A 23,162-nucleotide genomic window follows, 5' to 3' on the forward strand; every position below is an offset into this window, starting at 1 on the left:
CATGTCCCGCCAACCCCACGAGGAAGTCGACATGAGCACGCGATTCGAAGGAAAAACCGCGATCGTCACGGGTGCCAGTCGTGGCATCGGATTCGCCATTGCCCAGCGTCTGGTCGACGAAGGCGCCAAGGTGGTGATCACCGCTCGCAAACAGGAAGCGCTCGACGCCGCCGTCGACACCCTTGGCGGCCCCGACGTCGCGCTGGCCGTGGCCGGCCGCGGCGACGACACCGAGCATCAGGATGCCGTGGTGGCCAAGGCCCTCGAAAAGTTCGGGACCGTCGACTATTTCGTCAACAACACCGGCATCAACCCGGTGTACGGGCCGCTCATGGACATCGACATGGACGCCGCGCGCAAGATTCTCGAAGTCAACGTGCTGTCCGCCCTGTCGTGGGTGCAGAAGGTGAACCGGGCCTGGCAGCGTGAGCACGGCGGCGCGATCGTCAACGTCGCCTCGATTGCCGGGCTGCGCCCGGCGCCGGGCATCGCCTTGTACGGGGTCTCGAAAGCCGCGGTCATCCACCTCACCGAGGAGCTGGCCGTCGAGCTGGGTCCGAACATCCGCGTCAACGCCGTCGCGCCCGCCGTCGTCAAGACGCGCTTCGCGACGGCGCTGTACGAAGGCCGCGAAGAAGAGGTCAGCTCGCACTACGCACTGAAACGCCTTGGGGTGCCGGAAGATATCGGCTCGGTGGTGGCGTTCCTGCTGTCCGACGACGCCGGCTGGATGACCGGTCAGACCCTGACGATCGACGGCGGCGTGCTGCTGGGCGGCGGCGTCTGATGGCCGCCGACACGCATCTCGAACTGCCGGGGCTGGACCTGGACCGCCTCGGTGCGTGGCTGTCGGCCACCGTGCCCGGCGCCGGTGCCACGCTGTCGGCGACGTTGATCGCCGGTGGCAAGTCGAACCTGACTTACCGTGTCACAGATGGCGATTCGTCGTGGATCGTCCGCCGGCCTCCCGTGGGCGAGTTGCTCGCCACGGCCCACGACATGAGTCGCGAATATCGGATGATGTCGGCGCTGGCGCCCACCGCGGTGCCCGTGCCCGCGATGTACGGATTCTGCGATGACGCTTCCGTGCTCGGCGCACCCTTCTATGTGATGGCCGAGATCGACGGCACGCCCTACCGGCAGGCCGCCGAACTGACGGCGCTGGGCGCCGAGCGCACCCGGCTCATCTCGGAGCGACTCGTCGACACCCTGGTCGCGGTGCATTCCGTCGATCCCGCCTCGGTAGGGCTCGCGGACTTCGGCCGGCCCGAAGGGTTCCTCGGGCGTCAGGTCGGCCGGTGGCACAAGCAGTTCGCGGCGGCCCGCACCCGGGACCTGCCCGTCATGGAAAAGCTCTATGACGCGCTGTCGCAGCGGGTTCCGGCCGATTCGGCACCCGGCATCGTGCACGGCGACTACCGCCTCGACAACGTGCTGTTCGATTCCGGGGACCGGCCCGCCGCCGTCATCGACTGGGAGTTGGCCACCATCGGCGACTCGCTCACCGATCTCGCGCTGATGGTGGCCTACGGGCAGTTGGCCGCATCGGGCAACGGGGAGGTCTCCGATGTCAGCGAAGCCCCCGGCTTCCTGACCGAACAGGAGATCATCGACCGCTATAACGCCGGAATCGACCGTCCGCTAGGCGATTTCGGCTTCTACCTCGGTCTCGCATTCTTCAAGATGGCAGGCATCTTCGAAGGTATCCACTACCGCTATGTCAACGGGCAGACCGTCGGTGACGGATTCTCGTTCGCCGGTGACGCGGTGCACTTCCTGCTGGACGCCGGCCTCAACGCACTCAAGGAGCACTGACATGGAATTCGCGTACGACGCCAAGACCAACGAAATGAACGCCGAACTCACGGCGTTCATGGAAAGCCACGTCTATCCCGCCGAGAAGACGTTCCACGAGCAGCTTGCCGCGCTGGACAACCGGTGGGCGTGGGACAGCGTGCCGGTGCTCACCGAGTTGCGCTCCGAGGCCCGTCGTCGCGGTTTGTGGAATCTGTTCCTGCCGGGGCAGAAGGGTGCGGGTCTGACCAACCTGCAGTACGCCCCGCTGGCCGAGATCACCGGCCGCAGTATCCAATTGGCACCCGCGGTGTTCAACTGCGCGGCCCCGGACACCGGAAACATGGAGGTGCTCAACGAGTTCGGCACCGAGGAGCAGCAGCGCCGGTGGCTGGAACCGTTGTTGGACGGCGAGATTCGGTCGGCCTTCGCCATGACCGAACCCGACGTGGCAAGCTCGGACGCCACCAACGTCGAGCTGTCCATCGTCCGTGACGGCGACGAGTACGTCATCAACGGTCGCAAGTGGTGGATCACCGGCGCGATGAATCCCAACTGCAAGGTGTTCATCGTCATGGGCAAGACGGATCCCAGCTCGGAACGTCACCGCCAGCAGTCGCAGATCCTCGTTCCTCGCGACACCCCGGGCCTCGAGGTGCTGCGCGGCATGGAGGTGTTCGGGTACGACGACCACGACCATGGCGGGCACGCCGAACTGCGGTTCACCGACGTGCGGGTGCCGGTGTCCAACCTGATCGGTGAGGAGGGCGGCGGGTTCGCCATCGCCCAGGCCCGTCTCGGGCCGGGCCGCATCCACCACTGCATGCGGGCGATCGGCGTCGCCGAGCGCGCCGTCGAGATGATGTGTCAGCGGGCCGCGAGCCGGGTCGCGTTCGGCAAGCCGCTGGCCGAGCAGGGCGTGATCCGCGACTGGATCGCCGAATCCCGTGTCCGCATCGAGCAGCTGCGCCTGCTGGTGCTCAAGACCGCCTGGCTGATGGATACCGTCGGAAATCGCGGCGCGCACACCGAGATTCAGTCCATCAAGATCGCCACGCCCCTCACCGTGCAGTGGATTCTGGACAAGGCCATCCAGGTGCACGGCGCCGGCGGGGTGTCGCAGGACTTCCCGCTCGCGGCCATGTACGCGGGCATCCGCACCCTGCGCTTCGCCGACGGGCCCGATGAGGTGCACAAGAACGCCCTCGCTCGTACGGAGCTCAAGAAGCACCTGGTGAGCTGACCGGGCATGCGGCCACGCTTTATTTGCATCGGAAATGGCGATTAAATAGCGTGGCCGTGTGCGGTTGACCGGTTTCAGTGACGTCGGGCTGCGGATCTTGATCCGGCTCGCCGCCGAAGACGGCCGACAGCGGATGTCGACGCGGCAGATCGCCGAAGACATGCAGATCTCCTACACGCACGCGACCAAAGCGTGCGCGCATCTGGCGGCGGCCGGGTGGCTGGACGCGGACCGCGGTCGCGGCGGCGGGCTTGCCCTCACCGCCACCGGCCGTACCGCCCGCCTGGGCGATGTGGTGCGGTCGCTGGAAGACGACGGTGACACCGAGCTGGTCGACTGCAGCGGGCTGGATTGCCCGCTGCAGTCGGCATGCCGGCTCCGCTCGGCGTTGGCGCAGGCGAAAGCGGCGTTCTATGCGTCGCTGAACACCACCACGGTCGCTGACCTCGCGCAACCGCCGACGAGGAACCTGCTCATCAGCCTCGGCGCACTGACCGCGCAGATCGATTCCCGCGCCGATTGAACCGAACGGCCCGCCGGATCGTGGTACCCGTACACCGCTGCGCAAGGGGATCACGATGCAACTGTCCGCACGCCTGCCCGCCGCTCTCGCCGCGACCGCCGTTGCCGCGGCCGTCATCGCGCCACCGGCGGCCACTGTTCCGGCCGCCGGCCATCCTTCGCCGACTGTGACACGGGAAATCCGTTTGACCGCAACGGTTCCGCCGGGCGGACTGCTCACCAGCTTCGTGAAGAACCAGGGCATCTACTGCTCCATCATCTGTCCACTGCTGGCGCAGACCGTCACGACAGGTGTCACCACCACGCTGCAGGAGCCGGGCGTCTTCCTCGCCGCGCTGCCGGCCAACGGACCGCTCAAGGCCCTCGGCATCGCCGCCGCGTCGATGACGGGACCCACGGCCGCCGCCATGGACAAGGCGATCGACGCCGACGCCGCCATTCCGGCGAAGCGGGCGCTCAACGCCTTCGAGGTCGGCGTGGTGGGCCTGCTCAACATTCCTCCCGCGATCCCCGCCGGCCCGGGCGCGGTGGTCGACGCGTTCCAGCAGTTCCGCCAGCAGACCTACGACGCGCTCAACGCGCCCGTCGTCCGGAACCCGGAGCCGACGGTCATGCCGCGCGGAGTGTTCCAGGTCGCGGTGATCGGCGTCATCAATGTGGTTGCGGCAGTGATCTTCCCGGGCTTCAACTTCTTCCTCGCCGGCGCGTTCCACGTGCCCGATGCGGTGGCTCAGGAACTGGCGAAGAGCGGCAATCCGCTGCGCGCGTTCCTGGCGGGCGTCCAGACCGCGGGGGGCGTGGTGACCAACGCCGTGAACGTCGTGGCCAACGCCGTCGTCACCGAGGCGAACAAGGTCCGCGCCGCGGCGATGCAGCCCGGTGCCTCGACACCGGTGGCGGCGCCGAAGTCCGTCACGACCGCGGCTGCCGCCCCCGGTGTCAGCCTCACTCAGACGACGCCGAAGAAACCGAAGAAGACGTTGCCGGCGCAGACAGTCGGGCAGTTGCCCAACCCGCTGTCCAGTGTGGCAAAGGAGCTGACGAAAGCGACGAAGGCGCTGACGCCCAAGCCCAACGCCAAGCCGAAGCCAGACGACAAGTCCGGAAGTCAGCCCAGCGAACGTGGCGCCCAGGCCGGACTGCCGTCACGGCCGGCCTTGCGTGCCAACCGGTGATTGCGCCCCCGCAGCAGTCGTAGCTGCAAGAGCGACTCGGACCAGAATGCCCACCGCGGCGTCGACGTCCAGGTCGAGTCGAACAGCTTCTTGGTTGCGGCCAGCGCGTCGGGCGACCGCTCGATCAGCTGTGCGGCCAGCTCCTCGGCGGCCAGCAGCGGATCGTCGGCGACGGCGGTGACCAGTCCGTAGCCCAGCGCGTCGGTGCCGGAGAACACCTCCGCGGTCATGGTGAGCCGCTTGGCCACATCCATCGGCAGGAGCTCACGCAGAGTCACCGACCCGGTCATGTCCGGAATCAGGCCCCACCGCGCCTCCATGACCGACAGCTTGCAGTCCGGCGTCGCGATCCGGAAGTCCGCCGCCAGGGCGACCTGCAGTCCGCCGCCGTAGCAGTGGCCATGCACGGCCGCGATCACCGGTACCGGCAACTCGCGCCAAGCCCAGCAGGCCTTCTGGAACAGGTTCGTCTTCTGTCCGGGGAACTTGCCGAAGTTGCGCACGGCACTCAATCCCTGCAGCTTTGCTCCGGCGAAGTCCAGCCCCGTGCAGAACGCACGCCCGTCACCGCGCAGAATCACGACGCGCACCGAACGGTCGCGAGCCAATCGGTCGGGGACCGTGGCGAGCGCCTCCAGCATCGGCAGATCCAGGCTGTTCATCTTGTCGGCCCGGTTGAGCGTCGCGTAGGCGATGCCATCCCGAACTTCGACGGTGATCCGATCCATTGCCATTGGGGCAGGATAGTGCGGCGCCGGCCGGTACCACGGAACCGCCCGAAGCTGTGGATATTTCGTGAAAATGGCCAAACAGCCCCATGGCCGGATAACCCGCCCTACTGTGCAGCGGCAACCCCAACTGCGAAATTCAGCAAACCTGGCGCGGCCCGGACGCTTCCTCGCGAGACAATTCATTCCGTTTCGCGAAGAGTGTGTCCCAAACCGGAATCGATACGCTACTGTGATCCGCGTGACAGGCGAGGTGCGCGCGACCATGGCGGAACGCCAGCGTGCGAAACGCGCCGAGCTGGTGCGTGAAGAAGTCATCGAAGCGGCATTGGCGGAGTTCGCTGAGCGGGGATATCACCAGACCTCGATCAGTCACATCGCCAAGCGCCTCGGCTCCGGGCACTCGATGTTCTACCGGTACTTCGAGAACAAGCGCGACATCGTCGACCATGCGGTGCGCCAGGTCAACGCCCGGGTCCTCGCCGCGATCGGCGACACGACACCGGGACGGCTGACGTCCATCACCGAATTCCGCGATCACCTGCTGGGGATCGGGATGGCCTACAGCGAGCTGCTGGCCGATGAGCCGCGCCTGATGCAGCTGATCGTGGTGCAGGCCGCCGGTGTCGATCAGCAGATGACCGAGGAGTTCCAGCGCCTCTTCGATGACGGCGTCCGCGTGCTCGCCACGATGCTGCACGACGGCATCAACCAGGGCTACATCCGTGCCGACGTCGACGTACGTGCCACCGCCCAGACGATCTGCGCCATCCCGTTCGGTATCGCGCTGCGATACGGACAGAAGCCGAGCCGCGAAGAGTTGCTCGCGCAGACCCTCGCAAGTAATGAACTGGTGTGCCGCGGCATCGCCACCGAGTGGCCGCAGTCCGGTCAGGAAGCGGCAGCCCGATGACCGACCAGGCACAACCAAGGGGAGTGGCGAAGTGGGGCGCCATCGCCGAGGCCATCGACTGGGTGAAGCGTTATCTGCAGAACCATCCGATCGCGTCGCTGAGCACGGCCGGTGGGCAGATCGTGCTGGGATTGCGGACGCTGGAGTACCTGTTCTTCGACATCGTCAAGGGCCGCTTCCAGGTGCGCGAGTTCCTGGACCAGGCCGCGTTCATGGCCGGAACCGCTTTTACCCCAACGGTTCTGGTGACCATTCCGATCAGCGTCACGCTGTCGATCCAGTTCGCGTTGCTGGCCGGTCAGGTCGGTGCGTCGTCGCTGTCGGGTGCGGCCACGGGTCTGGTGGTCATCCGGCAGGGCGCTCCGCTGGTGGCCTCGCTGCTGCTGGCGACGGCGGTCGGTTCGGCCGTCTGCGCGGACCTCGGATCGCGCACCATGCGTGAGGAGATCTCCGCCATGGAGGTGATGGGCGTGTCGCCGATCCAGCGCCTGGTGGTGCCGCGGCTGGTCGCCCTCGTTCTCATCGGTGTGCTGCTGACCGGCGTCACGAGCTTCGTCGGCTACCTGGCGAGCTACATGTTCAACGTCTACCTGCAGAACGGCACACCGGGCTCGTTCATCGCGACGTTCTCCTCGTTCTCCACCGTCGGTGACCTCGCGCTGGCAATGGTCAAGGCCATCGTCTTCGGTGTCATCGTGGCGGTGATCAGTTGCCACAAGGGGCTGGACACCCGCGGCGGTCCGGCGGGTGTGGCCAACTCGGTGAACGCCGCGGTGGTGGAGTCGGTGCTGCTGATGATGATCGTCAACGTGGTGATGAGCCAGCTGTACGTCATCGTGTTCCCGAAGACGTCGATCTGACATGGCCGCTCCCTCAACATTCACGCCGCAGCTGTTGCGGCCGTTCACCGCGGTCGGCAACGGGCTGCTGAAGGCTGCCGGGCGCACCGGCCACATGATCGAGTTCTTCGGCAAGGTCGTGCTGGCCATCCCGACGATGTGGCTGCGCTACCGCAAGGAACTGCTGCGGCTGTTGTCCGACATCACGTGGGGCAACGGCTCCATCGTGGTGGGCGGCGGCACGCTGAACGTGGCCGGCGTGCTCGGTGTCACGGCTGGTGCGCTGGTCGCCGTCGAGGGCTACAACGCGCTGAACCTGTTGGGACTGGGGCCGGCGACGGGCCTGGTCTCTTCGTTCGCCACCACGCGAGAGCTGGCGCCGGCGATGATCGCGATGGCCTTCATCGCGCAGGCCGGCTGCCGGTTCACCGCGCAACTGGGCGCCATGCGGATCAATGACGAGATCGACGCGCTGGACACCCTCGGCATCAACTCGGTGGCCTACTTGGTGGCGACGCGAGTGGTGGCCTCGGTCATCGCGGTGGTGCCGCTGTTCCTCGCGGCCCTGGCCCTGGCCTACCTGTCGTGCCAGTTGGTCAGCGTCGTGGCCGGTCAGTCCACGGGTACCTATCTGCACTACTTCGGGCTGTTCCTCGAGGGCCGCGACGTGCTGTTCGCGACCGTCAAAGCGGTTGTGTTCGTGTTCATCTCGTCGACCATCCAGTGCTACTACGGCTATTTCGCCTCCGGCGGCCCGGCAGGTGTGGGCGTGGCGGCCGGCCGCGCGATGCGCGGGAGTGTCACGGTCGTGATGATCGTCAACATGCTGCTCACCATGGCGCTGTGGGGCGTCATCAGCGGTGCAAGGTTCGGTGGCTGATGGGCAACTCCTTCGACCACGACCCGCGCGGCTCCACCGACCGCAAGCTGGGCGTCATCGGCCTGTGCTTCGCGGTGATCGCCTCGTTCGCCGCGGTCCTCATGGTGGTGAAATCGCAAGGCAAGCTTGACGACTTCGTCCGGGTGGAGCTCAAGCTCATCAACATCGGTGACGGTCTGCCCGAGCGGTCCGACGTCAAGTTCCGCGGTGTCATCGTCGGCATGGTGTCGGGTGTGACGCCGTCGCAGCACGGTCAGCCGAACGTGGTGCACGTCAACATCCAGCCGCAGTTCGCCGCGCAGATCCCCGACAACGTGACCGCGCGCGTGGTGCCCGCCAACATCTTTGCGGTGTCGGCGGTGCAACTGGTGCAGAACGGCGACGGGGCCCGCCCCATCCGTTCCGGTGATGTCGTGCTCGAAGACCAGACCCTGCCCACGGTGCTGTTCCAGAACGTGCTGGCCAAGCTGCGCCAGCTGCTCAAGGCCGTCGGCCAGTCGCCCGACGCCAACAATGTCGGCGTCTTCGCCGCCATTGCCGAGGCCACCCACGGCCGGGGACAGAAGATCACCGACGCCGGCCATGACGTGAACGAGATCATGCGGCAACTGAATACGGTCGTGAAGTCCGACGACACCGGACCGACGACGTTGTCCGCGCTCAAGGCGGCCGCCGAGAGTCTGCGGACCGTGTCGCCGGAGCTGTTCACCGCGCTGGACAGTTCGGTGCAGCCGATGCGGACGTTCGCCGAGAAGCGCACGCAGCTGACCAATTTCCTGTCGGGTGGCCTGAATACCACTGGCACGCTGGGGGATGCCTTCGAGCACCAGAGTGACCGGATGATCCAGGTCAGCACCGGACTGACACCGGCGATCGGTGTGCTGGCCGACCACGCCGGCGAATTCCACGGCGTCTCGACACGATTGCAGGCGCTGGCCAACAAGATCTACGACGAGGGCGTCAATCAGGACACCGGCCACATCATCTGGAAAGCGGTCATCTCGATGAACCCGTCGCGCCAGTACACCCGGGCGGACTGCCCGCGGTACGGCGCGATGGAGGGGCCGAGCTGCAAGACCGCGCCGGAAACCCCGACCGCGCCCGACCTCAAGCCCGGCCTGGAATCGATGGGTATGGCGACCCCACCGTGGGTGACCGAGAACCGTCCCAACATTGCACCGCCGCGCTTTTCGGTTCCGATCGTGCCGGAATTTCCCGGCCCGCCGGACCCCAACGCGCCACCCGCGCCGCAGGCCGCGCCGGCGCCCGGCCCGGTGGTTGCGCCCGCACCTCCCGGCCCGCCGCTACCCGCCGAAGCCGGCGCACCCGGCCAGGTTCAGCAGCAGTCCGCGCCGCTCTACGGCGGCACCGTCGGGCCCGTCGGTAGCCAGAACGAGAAGGACCAGTTGAGCCAGATCGTCGGTGGCCCAGCCACATCCGCCACTCAGTTGCTGTTGGGCCCGGTGGCCCGGGGGCAGGACGTGCACGTCGCTCCGATCCCGGAGGGACAGCCATGAAATTGAAGCGCAGCACCGTCGTGTTCCTTACGCTGTTCCTGGTCTTCTCCGTGGCCGTCACCTGGATGGTCTTCGCGACCTTGCAGCGCAACGTCGCGGGACCCACCTCGAGCTATTCGGCGATCTTCAGTGATGTGTCGGGCCTGGCAGAAGGTGACGACGTCCGGGTGGCCGGTGTTCGGGTCGGCCGCGTCGACAAGATCGAGCTGACGCCGGACAACCAGGCCAAGGTCACGTTCCAGGTCCGCAGCAACCAGACGCTGTACACCAACACGCTGGCCTCCGTGACCTACCAGAACATCATCGGACAGCGGTACCTGGGTTTGAGTCAGGGTGAGGGCGACAAGCGCAAACTCGCTGTCGGAGCGCAGATTCCGGAGAGCCGGACCAATCCGTCGTTCGACATCTCCTACATGCTCAACGGTTTCGAGCCGTTGTTCACCGAGCTCGACCCGCAGCAGGTGGACAATCTGACCAACGCCATCATCAAGGCGTTCCAGGGCAACGAGGGCTCGATCCTGACCCTGACGACGCAGGCGTCGGTGCTGACGCAGACACTGGCGGGTCCCGATGCCGCGCTGGGGGATTTGATCGCGAACCTGGACCGGCTGATGACGACACTGGCCGCGCAGAGCGCCAATCTGCAGACGATGCTGCACGAAACCTCGGTGTCGATCGCCGCGCTGAACAGCCGGCGCGACGAGCTGGTCTCGTCGGTGGGGTCCATCACCGCCAACGTCACGCGGCTGTCGGCGATCGTCAACGCGATCACGCCGCAAATGCAGCAGTTCATCGACCGGGAGCCGGGTTTCCTGAAGTACAGCGTGACCGACGGCAAGCAGCGCCTGGCGTACGCGGTGGCCAATGTGCCGTTGCTGCTCAAGGGACTTGCCCGTGCGGGCCAGGAGGGCACCTACATCGACGTCTACGTCTGCGACCTCGATTTCGGGCTGTGGCGCGGTCTGCTCAACTGGTTCCGCCGGTTCGTCGTGGCGGCGACGCCGGGCAACGGCAACGAGACCTGGCACACGGCGGTGTGCCGATGAGCAGCCTGTTCGGTGGCCCCCTGCGCCCGAAGAACATCCCGGGCGGGCGCAAGCGAGTCCTGGAGGACTACAACAAATTCTGGCTCGGCGTCATCGGTCTGACGGTCATCGTGGTGATGGTCGCCGCCGTGGTGCTGGTCAGCATCCTGGACATCGGAAAGAAGCAGTACACCGCCGAGTTCGCCCAGGCCGCGGCGATCAAATCCGGCAATGCGGTGACCATCGCGGGCATCAACGTCGGCGAGGTGCAGAACGTCGAGCTGGCCGGTGACCACGTGGTGGTGACGTTCAAAGCCGACAAGAACGTGCGGCTGGGGACAGAAACACGTGCGGCCATCAAACTCACGACCATCTTGGGCTCGCGGTACCTGGAGATCAGCCCCGCCGGTGCGGGCCATCTCGCCGGCAACACCATCAAATTGAGTCATACCGAGGTGCCGTATGACTTGCAGAAGACGCTCGAGGGTGCGACCAGCACGCTGTCGCCGCTCGATGCGGACAAGATCGCCGAGTCGGTGCGGGTGATGAGCGGCAGCCTGCAGGGGGTGCCCGACGCACTACCGGAAGCGCTGACCAATCTGAACTCACTGGCCGGGGTCATCCAGTCCCGCCGCGACCAGATCGGCACGCTGATCACCAACGCCGACACCATCGCGGCGCTGTTGCATCGCCAGAAGGCCGACCTTGGCGCACTTGTGTTGCAGGGCAACCAGATTCTCGGGGAGATCACCACCCGGCGCGCTGCGATGCAACGGCTCTTCGACGGCGTGACACTGCTTGCCGACCGGGCCCACACGCTCTTGGCCAACGAGCCGCAACTCGACGCCTTGATCGCCAACCTGCACGAGTTCGCCAAGCTGCTCGCCGACCACGACGCTCTGGTCCGCAGCATCCTGCAGGTCGCGCCGATCACCGCACGCAACATCGCCAACCTGACCGGTAGCGGTAACGGTGCCGACATCACCCTGCCTGCGGGCATCATGGTCGACTCCTGGATGTGCGCCATCAGCGGCCGGGCCCGGCAGTTCAACATCGTCGAATACTTCAAGGACTGCAAATGAGTAAGCGCGCCTTGATGATCGGGGCGATCGCCGTGATTGTGATCGTCGCACTGGTGACGACCGCGGCCGCCGTGGCGCCGCGCATCTGGCAACGCAACATCACCGTGACGGCGCACTTCCAGGACGCCGTCGGGTTGTATCCCGGCAACGCGGTGTCGGTGCTCGGCATGCAGGTGGGCAAGGTCGACTCGGTGGTGAACAAGGGTGGCTACATCGAGGTCACCATGGACATCGACAAGAAGATCCCGATTCCCAGCGACGTCACGGCCGCCACCGTCTCCGCCTCGATCCTCACCGATCGGCACGTCGAGCTGACTCCGCCCTACCGCGGCGGAAACAAGCTGCGCGACGGCGACCTGATCGCGTTGGGCCACACCAGGACTCCGGTCGAATTCGACAAGACGCTGTCCATGATCGACAAACTGGGTACCGCCCTCAAGGGCAACCCGCAGGGCGGTGGCCCGCTGGGCGATCTGGTGGATCTGGGGTCTCGGATCAGCTCTGAGAACAGCACCCAGATCAAGTCCACGTTGACCAAGTTGTCGGAGGCCCTCAAGGTCGGTCCCGATGGTGGTGCCAAGACCGAGAAGAACCTGCAGGAGATCATTCGCAGTGTCTCGGACCTGACCCAGTCCGCGGCCGAGAACGATGACGCCGTCCGCAAGTTCGGCAACAATGTGCACCAACTGAGCGACATCCTTGCCGACCAGAATCTGGGGTCGGGGCGCACCGGAGCCAAGGCCAACGAGATCCTCGAAGAGGTCAGCGGGTTGCTCGAGCGCCACCGCGACCAGCTCAAGGGCGCGTTCGGCGACCTGGACCCCGTGGTGCGGTCCCTTTCGGACAACAAACGCGAATTGGAAGAGACGCTGGATGTCCTGCCGCTGGCCCTGGACAACGTCTACAACGTCCTGGACCCAGTGGGCGGCAGCATCCGCGGACATCTCTTGACCGACAAGTTGTTGGCGTACAACCAGCTGAACAAGGAACTCTGCAACCTGATGGGCCTGAAGCAATTGGGCTGTGCCACCGGCACGTTGCAGGACTACGGCCCCGACTTCGGCTTGACCTCGATGATGGATCTGATGGCCAACGGTATCAGCCCGTCGGGTCAGGGCGAGCCGCCCAAGCAGGGGGCTGCCGCCACCACGCCGTCGCCTGCGCCCGCCGCACCCGCACCGGGAGGGCCGACGCGATGAGCGTGAAATCCGTTGTGCGCGGCGCGCGCTGGGCCGGGGTTCTCGGCGGTGTCGTGCTGATGACCGGCTGCGCCGCCGGCCTGGACAGTGTGCCGTTGCCGTCCCCGGGCTCCCGGGGCGGGACCTACGAACTCAACGCGGTGTTCACCGACGCGCTGAACCTGCCGTCGAAGGCGAAAGTGCGCCTGTACGGCGCGGACATCGGTGAGGTCACGTCGATCGACGCCGTGGACTTCACCGCGAAGGTGTCCATGCGGATCCGCCAGGATGTGCCGCTGCCGGTGGGCAGTACGGCCGAACTGCGTTCGGCCACACCGCTCGGCGACGTGTTCCTGCAGATTCGCCCGCCGGACGACAAGTCGGACGGCGGTGCGCTGCTGCGGGGCGGTGACACCATCCCGTTGGGGTCGACGGCGGCGGCACCGACGGTCGAGGAACTCCTCAACTCGCTGGCCATGCTCGTCAACGGCGGCGCCATCCGCGCGCTGACCACCGATGTCAACGGCGCCGGCCGAGTGGTCGGCGGGCGCGGCGAGAAGCTGGCCGCGCTCATCTCGGAAACCAACCAGTTCCTGTCGAAGATGTCGGCGCGGACGGCGCAGCTGGACGCGACGTTGCGCAGCACGTCGAACATGGCGGCCGAGGTCGCCCGGCACCAGCAGAGCATCGACACCGCGCTGGCCGCCGGCGCCCCCGCGCTGGCGGTCATCTCCGACAACACCACGCGGATCATGGACGTGGTGGACAACGTCGGCCGGATCACGCGGCAGCTGTCCAAGTTCCCGTCGATGCAGGGCACCGACACCCGCAGTGTCGCGGCCGACGTGAACAAGCTGTCGGCGGTGTTCAACGAGATCGCCATGGACCCGAACATCTCGCTCACCGCGTTCAACCGGCTCATCGGCATCCTGGTCAAGGCCACCACCTCTACCGCGGTGCACGTGGAGGCGGAGATCTCGAGAATCGCGATCGGTGCGCTGCCCGACAAGAACTACGCGGGCGACCCCGGTATCCACGGACCCGACGGCACCGACTGGCACCTGATGATCGGCAGCCTGCGTTACGAGTGGAACATGCTGCTCGGCCGCATCTACGGATCGGACCGAACCCGATGAACGCGCTGAACAGCCTGGTGGCGTTCATCATTCGGATCGTCAAGGCGGTGGCGAGCCGCAAGGTGGTGCTCGCGCTGTTCGGCCTGTTGCTCACCGCGGTGATCGCCTTCGGCTACATCGCGATCGACGGCCTGCGGTTCAACCCGTTCCACCGGACCATCGCCATCCGGATCATGCTGCCCGAATCCGGTGGCCTGCTGGCCAATCAGGATGTCACGTTGCGTGGCATCCCGATCGGCCACGTCGCGGCGGTCAACCTCACCAAGACCGGCGTCGAGGCGGTCGCCTCGGTCGACGCGTCGGCGCACATCCCGACCGACAGCCCGGTGCGGGTCTCCGGCCTGTCGGCGGCTGGGGAGCAGTACCTGGACTTCCGGCCGGAGCACGGCGGTGGCCCGTATCTCACTGATGGCGCGGTCATTTCGGGCAAGCAGGCCAGCATCCCGGTGACCTTGCCGCACATCATCGACCACAGCCGCGGCGCGCTGGCGCAGCTCGACGCCGACAAGCTCGGCAAGATGTTCAACGAGCTGCACGTCACCAAGGACGGCCCGCGCAAGCTGGCCGCGATCCTGGACGGTGCCAGCTTGTTGGCCAACACCGTGGACTCGGTGCTGCCGGAGACCGTGAGCATGATTCGCACCACCCGCGTCGTGTTCAGCACCGTCGCCGACGTCCGCCCGGGCCTGGCGGCCACCACCAACGACCTGACCAAGGTGCTCGACGGCGTGAACAAGATGGACGGCGGTTTCCGCACCCTCGTCGAGCGCGGTGAGCCACAGCTGGCGACGCTGGACAACCTGATCGCGGACAACCGGCAGAACGTGGTGCAGATCCTCGGCAACCTGACCACGACCTCGCAGGTGATCTACCAACGCATTCCGGGCCTGGAGTACATCTGGCGGCCGGATCGGGACCCGTTCATCGACCGCTTCGCGTCCGTCGTCCACGATGGCGGTGTCTGGGCGATCGGTGACATCTACCCGAAGTACCGGTGCGACTACAACCTGCCGCGGCACGCCCCGTCGGACGCGAGTTTCCCCGAGCCGTACAAATACACCTACTGTGAGGATCAGGATCCATCGCTGTTGGTTCGCGGCGCCCGCAACGCGCCGCGGCCGCCGGGTGACGACACTGCCGGTCCGCCGCCGGGATATGACCCCCATGCGGTGACCGACAAGACGCCGCACTACCCGGGCTACACGATCGACACCCCGTACGGCGGTGCGGCGTACCCGTACCCGATGCCGAACTGACGGTCCACGAGACACGCGAGAAGTGATGAGTAAACGAACTGCAAGTACCGACGTATTCGACCAGGTGCACGACACCGAAACCGAAGCGGCCGAAGCGCCGGTCGAGTCCCGTGCCGCCGATGTGACAGAGACGGATGCGGCCGTGGAGAGCGCGGAACCTGCCGCGGCCGAGAAGCGGCGGGTCGGTCTGGCCGCGGTGGTGTGCGCGTTGCTGTTCACGATTCTGGTGGCAGCACTGGGCTTCCTGGGCTGGCGGCAGTACGAGCAGTACCAGGTCAACGCCGCGAGTGACGCGGCACTGCAGGCCGCCAAGGACTACGCCGTGGTGCTGACGACGTTGGACGCCAAGAACATCGATGAGAACTACCGCAAGTCGCTCGATGGTTCCACCGGCGAGTTCAAGGACGCCTACAGCCAGGGCGCCACGCAACTGCGGCAGGTGCTGATCGACAACAAGGCCTCCGGAACGGGCATCGTCGTCGCGGCGGCAGTCAAGTCGGCGACACCCGACAAGGTCGAGGTGCTGCTGTTCGTCGACCAGTCGATCACCAACGCGAACAACCCGAGCCCACGCATCGACCGCAACCGCATCGACATGACCATGGAGAAGGTCGGCGACCGCTGGCTGGCCAGCAGGGTCGAAATCCTGTGACCGACAAGGAGACCGACATCACCGACGTCGACGTGGACGAGGCCCTCGAGGCCGAGTCACCCACGCCGGCGGAGGCCGCCGAGCCCAAGGCCCCGAAGACGTATGCCGTCCGGCGCAGCCTCTGCTGGGCCGTGGCCGTCGTGATCATCGCGCTGTCGGCCGCGGCGGGCACCGCGTGGGCATTGGTATACGCCCAGCATCAGCGTGACGCCGAGGCAGCAGAAGCTCTCACAGCAGCGCGCGCATACGCCGTCACGCTGACCACCACCGACCAGAACACGATCGACAAGAATTTCGCCGATGTCCTGGGTGGGGCGACGGGTGAGTTCAAGGATGCCTACAGCAAGGCCGCGGCGACCATGCGAAAGATGTTGATCGACAACAAGGTCAGCACGACGGGTGTGGTCGAGGACTCTGCGGTCAAGGACGTGCGGGGCGATGACGTCGACGTGCTGCTGTCGGTGAAGCAGGACGTCACCAGTGCCGGGGTCAAAGAGAAGCGGACCGATTACGTCAGCGTGTCGATGACGATGCGCAAGGTGGGAGACAGGTGGCTGGCGGCCGAGGTGCTGCTCGCCGGAGCGGACGGTAAACGTGGCAAGTAGAGTCCGGGCGGCCCTGGCTGCCGTGGGTGCAACGGTGGTCGCCACGACGTGTTTGACTGGCGCGCCCGTCGCCCACGCGGCCATCGATAGTTTCTGCTCGCAACTCGGCGCGGTCTGGGACGGCGGTGCCTGCACCGCCGTCGTCAAATCTCAGCGAGAAGCCGAAATGCTGCTGTCCCTGCGGGTTCCGGCCGAACTGATCGACAACCCGACCGCCGGGCCGGTATTGCGTGACTACTACACGCGGCTGTTCAACGGCTGGCGTGCCACCGGCAACACCACGCCGCGGGACAGCAGTGCGCGTGCCGACTACGAGATCATTCCCGGGCCCGGGGGCCTGCAGTCGGTGGTCGTCCACGAGACGTTCGAGCCTTTCGGCATCCAGTCCAACAACGCCTACCGGTCCTTCCTCTTCGACATGAATGCCGGCCGCCGGCTGTACCTGCCCGATTTGTTCCGGGCGGGAGTCAATGCCAATCAGGCGGTTTCGGCTGCCGCCGCACCGATCCTGCCGCCGGTGCTCGACGCCGCCGCGCCGCCGCACGCACCGGGCACCTATCCGTTCACCGTGGAGGAGTTCCAGCCCGACGGCGACGGTCCGGGTTACTCGGGCAACTACCGGGCGTTCGCGCTGACCGGTGATTCACTGCGTCTCTACATGCCGGACCAGCCGATGTCCCGTGAAAGCCCAAGTCCACGAGATCGTTTCAGCTGGTCGATGGACGGTGGGACCGTCGTCGCCAATGTGCCGCTGGCGTCGTTGGCGGGTCAGCTCAAGCCGCAGTACGGCGGCTGAGCTCGGGTCAGTCCCGGTCACCGTCCCGCGCTGTAGCCGGCGGGTAGGTCTGGAAGACGAACACCTGACCACCCACTCGAATGGTGTCGCCGTCGTGGAGTTCAGCCGTGGCGCGGATGCGCTCGCCGTTGACATGGACGCCGTTGGCAGACCCGAGGTCGGTGATGATGTGGGTGGAGCCGGTGTTGTTGATGACGGCGTGGTGCCGGCTGACCTTGTCGTCGGCCACGACAAGGTCGTTGTCGGGGTTGCGTCCGATGCGGGTGGCCGCCCCCTTGAGTCGATGAAGGTGATCGTGCACGTCGCGCAGGGCCGCGGTGACAGGGTCGATCAGGGTCGTCACATCGGGTTCGAAGGCGATGATCGTCTGGGCCGCAGCCTGGGCATTGCGCTGTACGTCGAGCGGTTCCTGGCGCAGGATTTGTTCGTACAGGGTGCGCAGTGCCGGCGCGGGGTCGATGCCGAGGTCATCGGACAACGTTGTCTTGAGCCGGTGATAGGTATCGAGTGCGTCGGATTGGCGGTCGGTGAGGTAGTACGCCGTGATCAGTTGCGCCCAGAGCGGTTCGCGGTAGGGATGTTCGCCGACCAGGGTTTCGAGCTCACGAACGACGGTATGGGCTCGGCCACAAGCGATCTCGGCGTGGGCGCGTGCGGTCTGCGCAACGATTTTGTCCTCGGCTAACGCGTTGCGCAGCGCCTCCGTGAAGGCGAAGTCGCGCAGGTCGTCGAGGACGGGGCCGCGCCACTGGCGCAGCGCAGCGGTGAGGTGAGCACTGGCCGCCTCGAAGCGTCCGGCGGCCACGGCGTCGATCCCGGCTTGCTGTTCGGTGGCAAACCGGGCCAGATCGCTTTGTTCTGGGGTGATTTCGAGTCGGTAGCCATGGGGTGCGGTGGACACCACGGCATGGGCATCGACGCCCGCCTCGGTGAGGATGCGGCGCAGATTCGACACGTACGCACTCACGGAGATGCGAGCGGCGGCCGGCGGTTCGTCTTCCCAGATTGCGGTGATCAAGTCAGTGGCACTGACGGCGCGGTTGGCGTTCGCCACCAACATGGCAAGTACCGCGCGCTGTTTCGGCGTCCCGACCTGAATCGGCCTCGACGCGATGGTCACCTCCAGCGGACCCAGCACCCCGAATTGGATGTCGTGTTCGGCGCCACCGCGTTGAGGTGCGGGCGTCGCCGGTGTCTGGCCACCCATCAATAGCTCCCCGCTTGGCCGAACCTACCCAATTGCACGGGTAGAGGGTTGCACACCAAGCCCGATCAGGACGGCCGAATCATCCGGGCTAGAGGTGGCGCGCGATGAGGTCCTTCATGACTTCGTTGGCACCGGCATAAATCCGCGAGATCCGACTGTCGACGAACAGGCGGGAGATGGGGTATTCCTCCATGTACCCGTAACCGCCATGTAGTTGCAGGCAGCGATCGACGACTTGTGTCTGTTGTTCGGAGCACCAGAGTTTGACCTGCGCGGCGCGTTTGACGTCGAGGTCGCCGCGGACGTGACGTTGAATCGCGTCGTCGACGAACGTGCGCATGACGTCGATCACGGTGGCGATCTCCGCCAGTTCGAAACGGGTGTTCTGCAGGGCGAAGAGGGGTTTCCCGAACACGTGGCGCTCCTTGACGTACGCCAACGTGTGGTCGTATGCGGCTTCGACCGCGCCCAAGGCGGCGACGCCCACGATCAGGCGCTCCTGCGGCAACTGCTGCATCAGCTGGACGAAGCCGCGACCTTCGACGCCACCGAGCAGGTTCTCCGCGGGGACACGAAGTTCATCGAAGAACAGTTCGGTGGTGTCCTGCCCTTTCTGTCCGATCTTCTTCAGCTTGCGGCCGCGCTGGAATCCCGCAGTATCGTCGCGAACTTCGGCGGCGAACAGCGACAACCCGGCCGCACCCTGCTGCGGATCGGTCTTGGCCGCGATGATGATGAGGTCGCACGTCGCGCCGTTCGAGATGAACGTCTTGGCGCCGGAAATCACGTACTCGTCTCCCACGCGAACGGCTCGCGTCGAAATGGCCTGCAGATCTGATCCGGTACCGGGTTCGGTCATGGCGATCGCGCCGATCCATTCACCGGCAGCGAGTTTGGGCAGCCAGCGCAGCTTCTGCGCGGAGGTGGCATAGGCGTTCAGGTAGTGCGGGACGATGCCCGTGTGGACACCCAACTGCATGGACAGATCGCCGGCGTAGGCCTGCTCCCGGAACAGCACCGCCTCGTGCGCGAAAGTTGCGCCACCACCGCTGAATTCCTCCGGGATCGACATCAATAGCAACCCCAGGTCGCCGGCACGGCGATACAACGCGCGGTCGGGCTCGCCGACGGCGGCGAATTCCTCGTGACGCGGAACGACTTCCTTGGCGAAGAAGTCGCGGGCCAAACCGGACAGGTCGGCAAGTTCGGTCGTCGATGCGGGGGTCACTGTCTTGTTCCTCTCCTTCAACGCGCGTACAGCGCGTCGATCTGTGCGGCATATTTTTCGGCGATGGGTGCGCGGCGCAGCTTGAGCGTCGGCGTCAGCTCATCCCCGCCGGGAATCCAGTACTGCGGCAGGACTTTCCAGCTCCGAATCTGCTCCACCCGGGATAGCCGGGTATTCGCCGACGCCACCGCATCGGACACCGCCTGCTGTGTCGCCTCGTGGTCGACCATCTCGTCGACGGTGGCGCCGGCGAATCCATGTCGGGAGGCGAAGTCAGCGGCCGCATCGGGGTCGAGCGTGATCAGCGCGGCGATGTGCGGACGGTTGTCACCAATGGCGGCGACAGCGCCGATCAGCGGGCTGGCTGCTTTCAGTGCTCCCTCGATGTTGCTGGGGGACATGTTCTTTCCGCCGGAGTTGATGATCAACTCCTTCTTGCGGTCGACGATACGCAGATACCCGTCGGCGTCGACCGAGCCGATGTCGCCTGTGTGGATCCAGCCGTCGACATCGAGGATTTCCGCGGTGCGACCGGGATCGCGGTGGTATCCGCGCATCACCCCACATCCGCGGACCAGAATCTCGCCATCGGTGGCCAGTTTGATTTGTGTGCCGGGGATTGGTTTACCCACCGTGCCGAGCTTGAGCCGGTCTCTGGGATTGACGGTCGTTACCGCGGAGGTCTCCGACATGCCCCATGCCTCCAACACGGGAATACCGATCGCAAGCATGAACTCGAGTACGGAGACATCGATGGGGGCAGCGCCCGACACGGCCGCGCTCAGTTGGTCCATTCCGAGGCGCGCGCGAATCTTGGACAACACCAACACGTCCGCCGCGACGGCGGCTGCTTCGTCGAGCAGTCCCAGCCGGCCTCCCACCAGGGTGGCTCCCGCCTTCTTCTTGCCGGCTGCCAGGGCCCACCGCGCGAGCGCGCCTGCCGGTCCGGTCTGCTCCGCGATGAGTGCCTCGACGCGAGCCCGAATCTTGTACCAGAGCATCGGTACCGCGACGAAGAACGTCGGGTGCACGCGGCCCAGTACGTCGATCAGCATCTTCGGGTCATCGACATCGGTGACCGTGATGCCGAAGTACATCGGCGCGTACTGGCCGATCCAACGGTTGATCAGGTGTGCATCCGGCAGATAGGACAGCACTCGACCCCGGCTGAGATTGCCCACCACACTGGGGATCACCTCGAGTTGGTACAGCAAGTTGCCGTGCGTCAGCTCTACGCCTTTGGGGTGCCCTGTGGTCCCGCTGGTGTAGATGAGGGTCAGGATGTCGTCGCGCTGAACGGCTTTCCACACGGCGTCGAAGTCGAAATCCTCCGCACCACCATCTGCTACCTCATCGAGGGTGAGCACACCGTGGTTCGGTTCGTCGAGCGAGATGACGTGGCGCACATCGGTTCCTGACGAGGCAGCGAGCACCTTCTCCAGATATTGCGCCTCGCTGACCACGACTGCCGGCTGGGCGTTGTCGAACAGGTACGTGATCTGCGCCGCGGCGCTGGTGTTGTACACCGAAAAGCCGACCGCACCGAGATGCATCACCGCCGCGTCGACAACGTGGAACTCGGGACGATTGGTGAGCATCATCGCCACCACATCGCCGCGCCGCACGCCCAGCGCGGCCAGACCGGCGGCCACTCTTCGAACTTGGTCGCCGTACTGCGACCAGGTCAATGCCACTGTGCCGTCGGCGCGGCAAATCGCCGCGGTGTCACCGAGTTCGGCAACGCGCCGCTGGAAGTGCGCGCACAGACTTTCGCTCATCACAACCCTTCTCGCAGCAGTGCCGTGCGGGGTCCGGACCGGGGGTGCGGCCGCAACGGCTCAGGCTGAAACAGTAGAACATATTGCGTATGATTGTTTCAATCGTGGGCGATGGAGAGGTCTCACGCACGTCGTCCGGTGCCCGCTGTGTTCAGTGAAATACCTTGCCCGACAGAAGGAGAGCCGTGATGTTGGCAACTCGACGTCAACCGAACGGCACGTGCTGCCAGGCGAGTCCGACTGCCACCGACAGTCCGAGCACCACCGGCCGTGACCGAACGACGATCACCAACCGTGGTGATCACGCCCGTACGGCGATCTTGACAGCGCTACGCGAATTGCTGGATCGAAACCCGATTACGGACGTTTCGGTACAGGCGATCACTCGGCAGGCCGGTGTCACGCGAACCGCGTTCTATTTCTATTTCGAATCCAAATACTCCGCCCTGGCGGAACTGCTGCACGGACGCACCACTGCCGCGATGCTCGATAAGTCGTTTGCGTTGCGGACACCGGGGGAGTCCACTCCGGCATTGGTCGCACGGGTCATCGCCGGTATCCGTGCCGCCCTGGCTGCCGACGACCCGGTGTGGGCCTCGTGTCGCGCATCGTCAGGCTACGAACCGGAGATCGCCGAGATCGTCGCCGCCGTGGAGGACGCGATTACTCGCCGCATCGTGGAGATTGTGTCGGCCGAGGTACATCAAGGCGCCCAACCGATCTCGACCGACCTCCCTGCTCTGGTGCGTGTCCTGACCACCGCGACGGTCGCCGGCAGTGCACCCGCGGGTGTCGGTGCGCAATCCGCCCACCTCGATCGCACTATCGACGCGGTGTCAGCCCTATGGCGGAACGCATTGTGGCCCAGGTAGTTCGAGAATTTGTGCCTTACCAGGAACTGTCGCACGTCGTTGTCGTCCACAGCTCGCGTCCCAGGTCGGACAGGCGCAGACTGAGCCGTTCCACCCGAGTGGACTGCCGCGCCGCCTGCGCATCGGCGATGGCGCGCCTGACGCTTGGTTCGGCCATGAGCACCTCGTAGCCGGGCTCGGATCCGTCTGCGTGGGGTCCGATTTCAACCAGACCGAGCCGCAACAGGTTCGCGACGTAGATCGGCACCATGGTCGGCAGCGTCACGCCCGCGGTGCGGCCGATCAGCGAGGTGTTGGTCACGACGGCTCGAGGCAAGGACCACCGCCGAGACTGCGCATAGACGTTGACCAGGGGAGAGGTGGTGCCGTCCGAAAGTGCACGGAGAATCCTCGCCTCGTCGGCAACAAGCTGGTCGACGATACGGTCGTAGAGCTCCAGCCGCGTCTCGCCCGTGCTCTGGTCCAGTGAGCGGTCCAACAACTCGGCCATTCTGGTGCGCAACGATTCCTTCGACTGCGACGAATCATTCTGTGTCGCAATGTCGGCATCGGCCGGCCGCGGTGGCCCGTGCGGCGGCCCGCCGGCCTGCTCGCGCGACGGCACCTCCGGCACGGGGATATCGGCTCGCCCCGCCACGGATAGCCGGCGCCGGGCGAATGTCGTGGCGGTCGCGATCAGGCCGTGCACGTCGGAGGTGGTGACCATCGTGTGATCTCTTTTCTGGAGGGCGGTTCT

General features: G+C 65.9%; 23 protein-coding genes. 18 read left to right on the top strand and 5 right to left on the bottom strand.

What is annotated here, in order from left to right:
- The first annotated feature begins 31 nt into the window (after positions 1-31).
- From ACJH7A_RS03460 to ACJH7A_RS03480, 5 genes are read left to right on the top strand one after another with little or no spacing between them, the layout of a single operon-like run.
- Positions 32-787 carry an SDR family oxidoreductase gene (locus ACJH7A_RS03460; protein ID WP_135355305.1) on the top strand — a complete coding sequence of 252 codons (756 nt, stop codon included), beginning with the start codon at positions 32-34 and terminating at the stop codon, positions 785-787.
- Positions 787-1,815, top strand: a complete 1,029-nt coding sequence (locus tag ACJH7A_RS03465; RefSeq protein ID WP_135355304.1) for a phosphotransferase family protein — start codon at positions 787-789, stop codon at positions 1,813-1,815. The genes ACJH7A_RS03460 and ACJH7A_RS03465 overlap by 1 nt, the downstream gene beginning before the upstream one ends.
- 1 nt (position 1,816) lies before the next feature.
- A complete protein-coding gene (locus tag ACJH7A_RS03470) occupies positions 1,817-3,037 on the top strand; it encodes an acyl-CoA dehydrogenase family protein (protein WP_406801438.1) in 1,221 nt (406 codons plus the stop codon).
- A gap of 58 nt (positions 3,038-3,095) precedes the next feature.
- Positions 3,096-3,560: an RrF2 family transcriptional regulator gene (locus ACJH7A_RS03475; RefSeq protein ID WP_406774162.1), complete on the top strand. Its 465-nt coding sequence runs from the start codon at positions 3,096-3,098 to the stop codon at positions 3,558-3,560.
- A 55-nt stretch (positions 3,561-3,615) separates the two neighbouring features.
- Entirely contained in the window at positions 3,616-4,734 is a 1,119-nt protein-coding gene (locus ACJH7A_RS03480; protein ID WP_406774163.1) for a hypothetical protein, read from the top strand.
- On the opposite strand, the gene ACJH7A_RS03485 is transcribed toward ACJH7A_RS03480, so the two are convergent.
- Positions 4,668-5,462 carry a crotonase/enoyl-CoA hydratase family protein gene (locus tag ACJH7A_RS03485; RefSeq protein WP_212814705.1) on the bottom strand — a complete coding sequence of 265 codons (795 nt, stop codon included), beginning with the start codon at positions 5,460-5,462 and terminating at the stop codon, positions 4,668-4,670. The genes ACJH7A_RS03480 and ACJH7A_RS03485 overlap by 67 nt on opposite strands.
- A gap of 265 nt (positions 5,463-5,727) precedes the next feature.
- On the opposite strand from ACJH7A_RS03485, the gene ACJH7A_RS03490 reads away from it, so the two are divergent.
- Genes ACJH7A_RS03490 through ACJH7A_RS03545 form a run of 12 tightly spaced genes read left to right on the top strand, consistent with a single transcriptional unit; the run spans position 5,728 to position 17,341 of the window.
- Complete coding sequence (locus tag ACJH7A_RS03490) at positions 5,728-6,375, top strand: TetR/AcrR family transcriptional regulator (RefSeq protein ID WP_406801445.1); 648 nt, start codon at positions 5,728-5,730, stop codon at positions 6,373-6,375.
- Positions 6,372-7,235 (top strand): MlaE family ABC transporter permease, encoded by an 864-nt coding sequence (locus tag ACJH7A_RS03495; RefSeq protein ID WP_406801439.1) that lies wholly within the window; start codon positions 6,372-6,374, stop codon positions 7,233-7,235. The genes ACJH7A_RS03490 and ACJH7A_RS03495 overlap by 4 nt, the downstream gene beginning before the upstream one ends.
- 1 nt (position 7,236) lies before the next feature.
- Positions 7,237-8,094 (top strand): MlaE family ABC transporter permease, encoded by an 858-nt coding sequence (locus ACJH7A_RS03500; RefSeq protein WP_406801440.1) that lies wholly within the window; start codon positions 7,237-7,239, stop codon positions 8,092-8,094.
- Positions 8,094-9,611: an MlaD family protein gene (locus ACJH7A_RS03505; protein ID WP_406774165.1), complete on the top strand. Its 1,518-nt coding sequence runs from the start codon at positions 8,094-8,096 to the stop codon at positions 9,609-9,611. Before ACJH7A_RS03500 ends, ACJH7A_RS03505 begins: the two co-directional genes overlap by 1 nt.
- Entirely contained in the window at positions 9,608-10,657 is a 1,050-nt protein-coding gene (locus ACJH7A_RS03510; RefSeq protein WP_212806512.1) for an MlaD family protein, read from the top strand. Before ACJH7A_RS03505 ends, ACJH7A_RS03510 begins: the two co-directional genes overlap by 4 nt.
- Positions 10,654-11,718, top strand: coding sequence for an MCE family protein (locus ACJH7A_RS03515; protein ID WP_212806511.1), 1,065 nt, complete (start codon positions 10,654-10,656; stop codon positions 11,716-11,718). The genes ACJH7A_RS03510 and ACJH7A_RS03515 overlap by 4 nt, the downstream gene beginning before the upstream one ends.
- Entirely contained in the window at positions 11,715-12,917 is a 1,203-nt protein-coding gene (locus ACJH7A_RS03520; RefSeq protein WP_406774167.1) for an MCE family protein, read from the top strand. The genes ACJH7A_RS03515 and ACJH7A_RS03520 overlap by 4 nt, the downstream gene beginning before the upstream one ends.
- Positions 12,914-14,032: an MlaD family protein gene (locus ACJH7A_RS03525; RefSeq protein WP_406774168.1), complete on the top strand. Its 1,119-nt coding sequence runs from the start codon at positions 12,914-12,916 to the stop codon at positions 14,030-14,032. Before ACJH7A_RS03520 ends, ACJH7A_RS03525 begins: the two co-directional genes overlap by 4 nt.
- Positions 14,029-15,288, top strand: a complete 1,260-nt coding sequence (locus ACJH7A_RS03530) for an MlaD family protein (RefSeq protein ID WP_212806509.1) — start codon at positions 14,029-14,031, stop codon at positions 15,286-15,288. Before ACJH7A_RS03525 ends, ACJH7A_RS03530 begins: the two co-directional genes overlap by 4 nt.
- Before the next feature lie 25 nt (positions 15,289-15,313).
- Positions 15,314-15,940, top strand: coding sequence for an Mce protein (locus ACJH7A_RS03535; RefSeq protein ID WP_212806508.1), 627 nt, complete (start codon positions 15,314-15,316; stop codon positions 15,938-15,940).
- A complete protein-coding gene (locus ACJH7A_RS03540; RefSeq protein WP_212806507.1) occupies positions 15,937-16,545 on the top strand; it encodes an Mce protein in 609 nt (202 codons plus the stop codon). The genes ACJH7A_RS03535 and ACJH7A_RS03540 overlap by 4 nt, the downstream gene beginning before the upstream one ends.
- Positions 16,535-17,341: a hypothetical protein gene (locus tag ACJH7A_RS03545; protein WP_244872819.1), complete on the top strand. Its 807-nt coding sequence runs from the start codon at positions 16,535-16,537 to the stop codon at positions 17,339-17,341. Before ACJH7A_RS03540 ends, ACJH7A_RS03545 begins: the two co-directional genes overlap by 11 nt.
- 7 nt (positions 17,342-17,348) lie before the next feature.
- On the opposite strand, the gene ACJH7A_RS03550 is transcribed toward ACJH7A_RS03545, so the two are convergent.
- The 3 genes from ACJH7A_RS03550 to ACJH7A_RS03560 form a co-directional block, all read right to left on the bottom strand.
- A complete protein-coding gene (locus tag ACJH7A_RS03550; RefSeq protein ID WP_212806506.1) occupies positions 17,349-18,548 on the bottom strand; it encodes a BTAD domain-containing putative transcriptional regulator in 1,200 nt (399 codons plus the stop codon).
- A gap of 88 nt (positions 18,549-18,636) precedes the next feature.
- Entirely contained in the window at positions 18,637-19,776 is a 1,140-nt protein-coding gene (locus ACJH7A_RS03555; RefSeq protein ID WP_318984163.1) for an acyl-CoA dehydrogenase family protein, read from the bottom strand.
- A gap of 17 nt (positions 19,777-19,793) precedes the next feature.
- On the bottom strand, positions 19,794-21,554 hold the full coding sequence (locus ACJH7A_RS03560; RefSeq protein ID WP_318984164.1) for a long-chain fatty acid--CoA ligase: 1,761 nt from the start codon (positions 21,552-21,554) through the stop codon (positions 19,794-19,796).
- Positions 21,555-21,742: 188 nt separating this feature from the next.
- Between ACJH7A_RS03560 and ACJH7A_RS03565 the strand changes: the two genes are divergently transcribed.
- The gene (locus tag ACJH7A_RS03565) at positions 21,743-22,426 is read left to right on the top strand and encodes a TetR/AcrR family transcriptional regulator (RefSeq protein ID WP_406783814.1); all 684 of its coding nucleotides are present in this window, start codon (positions 21,743-21,745) and stop codon (positions 22,424-22,426) included.
- A gap of 16 nt (positions 22,427-22,442) precedes the next feature.
- Here the strand turns inward: ACJH7A_RS03565 and ACJH7A_RS03570 are convergent, their stop codons facing one another.
- Complete coding sequence (locus ACJH7A_RS03570) at positions 22,443-23,132, bottom strand: Abi-alpha family protein (RefSeq protein WP_318984166.1); 690 nt, start codon at positions 23,130-23,132, stop codon at positions 22,443-22,445.
- Positions 23,133-23,162 lie beyond the last annotated feature (30 nt).

Origin of the sequence: Mycobacterium sp. SMC-17 (assembly GCF_045310915.1) — a bacterium.
Classification (GTDB): domain Bacteria; phylum Actinomycetota; class Actinomycetes; order Mycobacteriales; family Mycobacteriaceae; genus Mycobacterium.

What these genes read in the sequence shown, in the direction of transcription:
- ACJH7A_RS03460 (WP_135355305.1), top strand. Translation starts at nt 32, where the DNA reads ATGAGCACGCGATTCGAAGGAAAAACCGCGATCGTCACGGGTGCCAGT.
- ACJH7A_RS03465 (WP_135355304.1), top strand. Translation starts at nt 787, where the DNA reads ATGGCCGCCGACACGCATCTCGAACTGCCGGGGCTGGACCTGGACCGC.
- ACJH7A_RS03470 (WP_406801438.1), top strand. Translation starts at nt 1,817, where the DNA reads ATGGAATTCGCGTACGACGCCAAGACCAACGAAATGAACGCCGAACTC.
- ACJH7A_RS03480 (WP_406774163.1), top strand. Translation starts at nt 3,616, where the DNA reads ATGCAACTGTCCGCACGCCTGCCCGCCGCTCTCGCCGCGACCGCCGTT.
- ACJH7A_RS03485 (WP_212814705.1), bottom strand. Translation starts at nt 5,462, where the DNA reads ATGGATCGGATCACCGTCGAAGTTCGGGATGGCATCGCCTACGCGACG.
- ACJH7A_RS03490 (WP_406801445.1), top strand. Translation starts at nt 5,728, where the DNA reads ATGGCGGAACGCCAGCGTGCGAAACGCGCCGAGCTGGTGCGTGAAGAA.
- ACJH7A_RS03495 (WP_406801439.1), top strand. Translation starts at nt 6,372, where the DNA reads ATGACCGACCAGGCACAACCAAGGGGAGTGGCGAAGTGGGGCGCCATC.
- ACJH7A_RS03500 (WP_406801440.1), top strand. Translation starts at nt 7,237, where the DNA reads ATGGCCGCTCCCTCAACATTCACGCCGCAGCTGTTGCGGCCGTTCACC.
- ACJH7A_RS03505 (WP_406774165.1), top strand. Translation starts at nt 8,094, where the DNA reads ATGGGCAACTCCTTCGACCACGACCCGCGCGGCTCCACCGACCGCAAG.
- ACJH7A_RS03510 (WP_212806512.1), top strand. Translation starts at nt 9,608, where the DNA reads ATGAAATTGAAGCGCAGCACCGTCGTGTTCCTTACGCTGTTCCTGGTC.
- ACJH7A_RS03515 (WP_212806511.1), top strand. Translation starts at nt 10,654, where the DNA reads ATGAGCAGCCTGTTCGGTGGCCCCCTGCGCCCGAAGAACATCCCGGGC.
- ACJH7A_RS03520 (WP_406774167.1), top strand. Translation starts at nt 11,715, where the DNA reads ATGAGTAAGCGCGCCTTGATGATCGGGGCGATCGCCGTGATTGTGATC.
- ACJH7A_RS03525 (WP_406774168.1), top strand. Translation starts at nt 12,914, where the DNA reads ATGAGCGTGAAATCCGTTGTGCGCGGCGCGCGCTGGGCCGGGGTTCTC.
- ACJH7A_RS03530 (WP_212806509.1), top strand. Translation starts at nt 14,029, where the DNA reads ATGAACGCGCTGAACAGCCTGGTGGCGTTCATCATTCGGATCGTCAAG.
- ACJH7A_RS03535 (WP_212806508.1), top strand. Translation starts at nt 15,314, where the DNA reads ATGAGTAAACGAACTGCAAGTACCGACGTATTCGACCAGGTGCACGAC.
- ACJH7A_RS03550 (WP_212806506.1), bottom strand. Translation starts at nt 18,548, where the DNA reads ATGGGTGGCCAGACACCGGCGACGCCCGCACCTCAACGCGGTGGCGCC.
- ACJH7A_RS03560 (WP_318984164.1), bottom strand. Translation starts at nt 21,554, where the DNA reads ATGAGCGAAAGTCTGTGCGCGCACTTCCAGCGGCGCGTTGCCGAACTC.
- ACJH7A_RS03565 (WP_406783814.1), top strand. Translation starts at nt 21,743, where the DNA reads ATGTTGGCAACTCGACGTCAACCGAACGGCACGTGCTGCCAGGCGAGT.
- ACJH7A_RS03570 (WP_318984166.1), bottom strand. Translation starts at nt 23,132, where the DNA reads ATGGTCACCACCTCCGACGTGCACGGCCTGATCGCGACCGCCACGACA.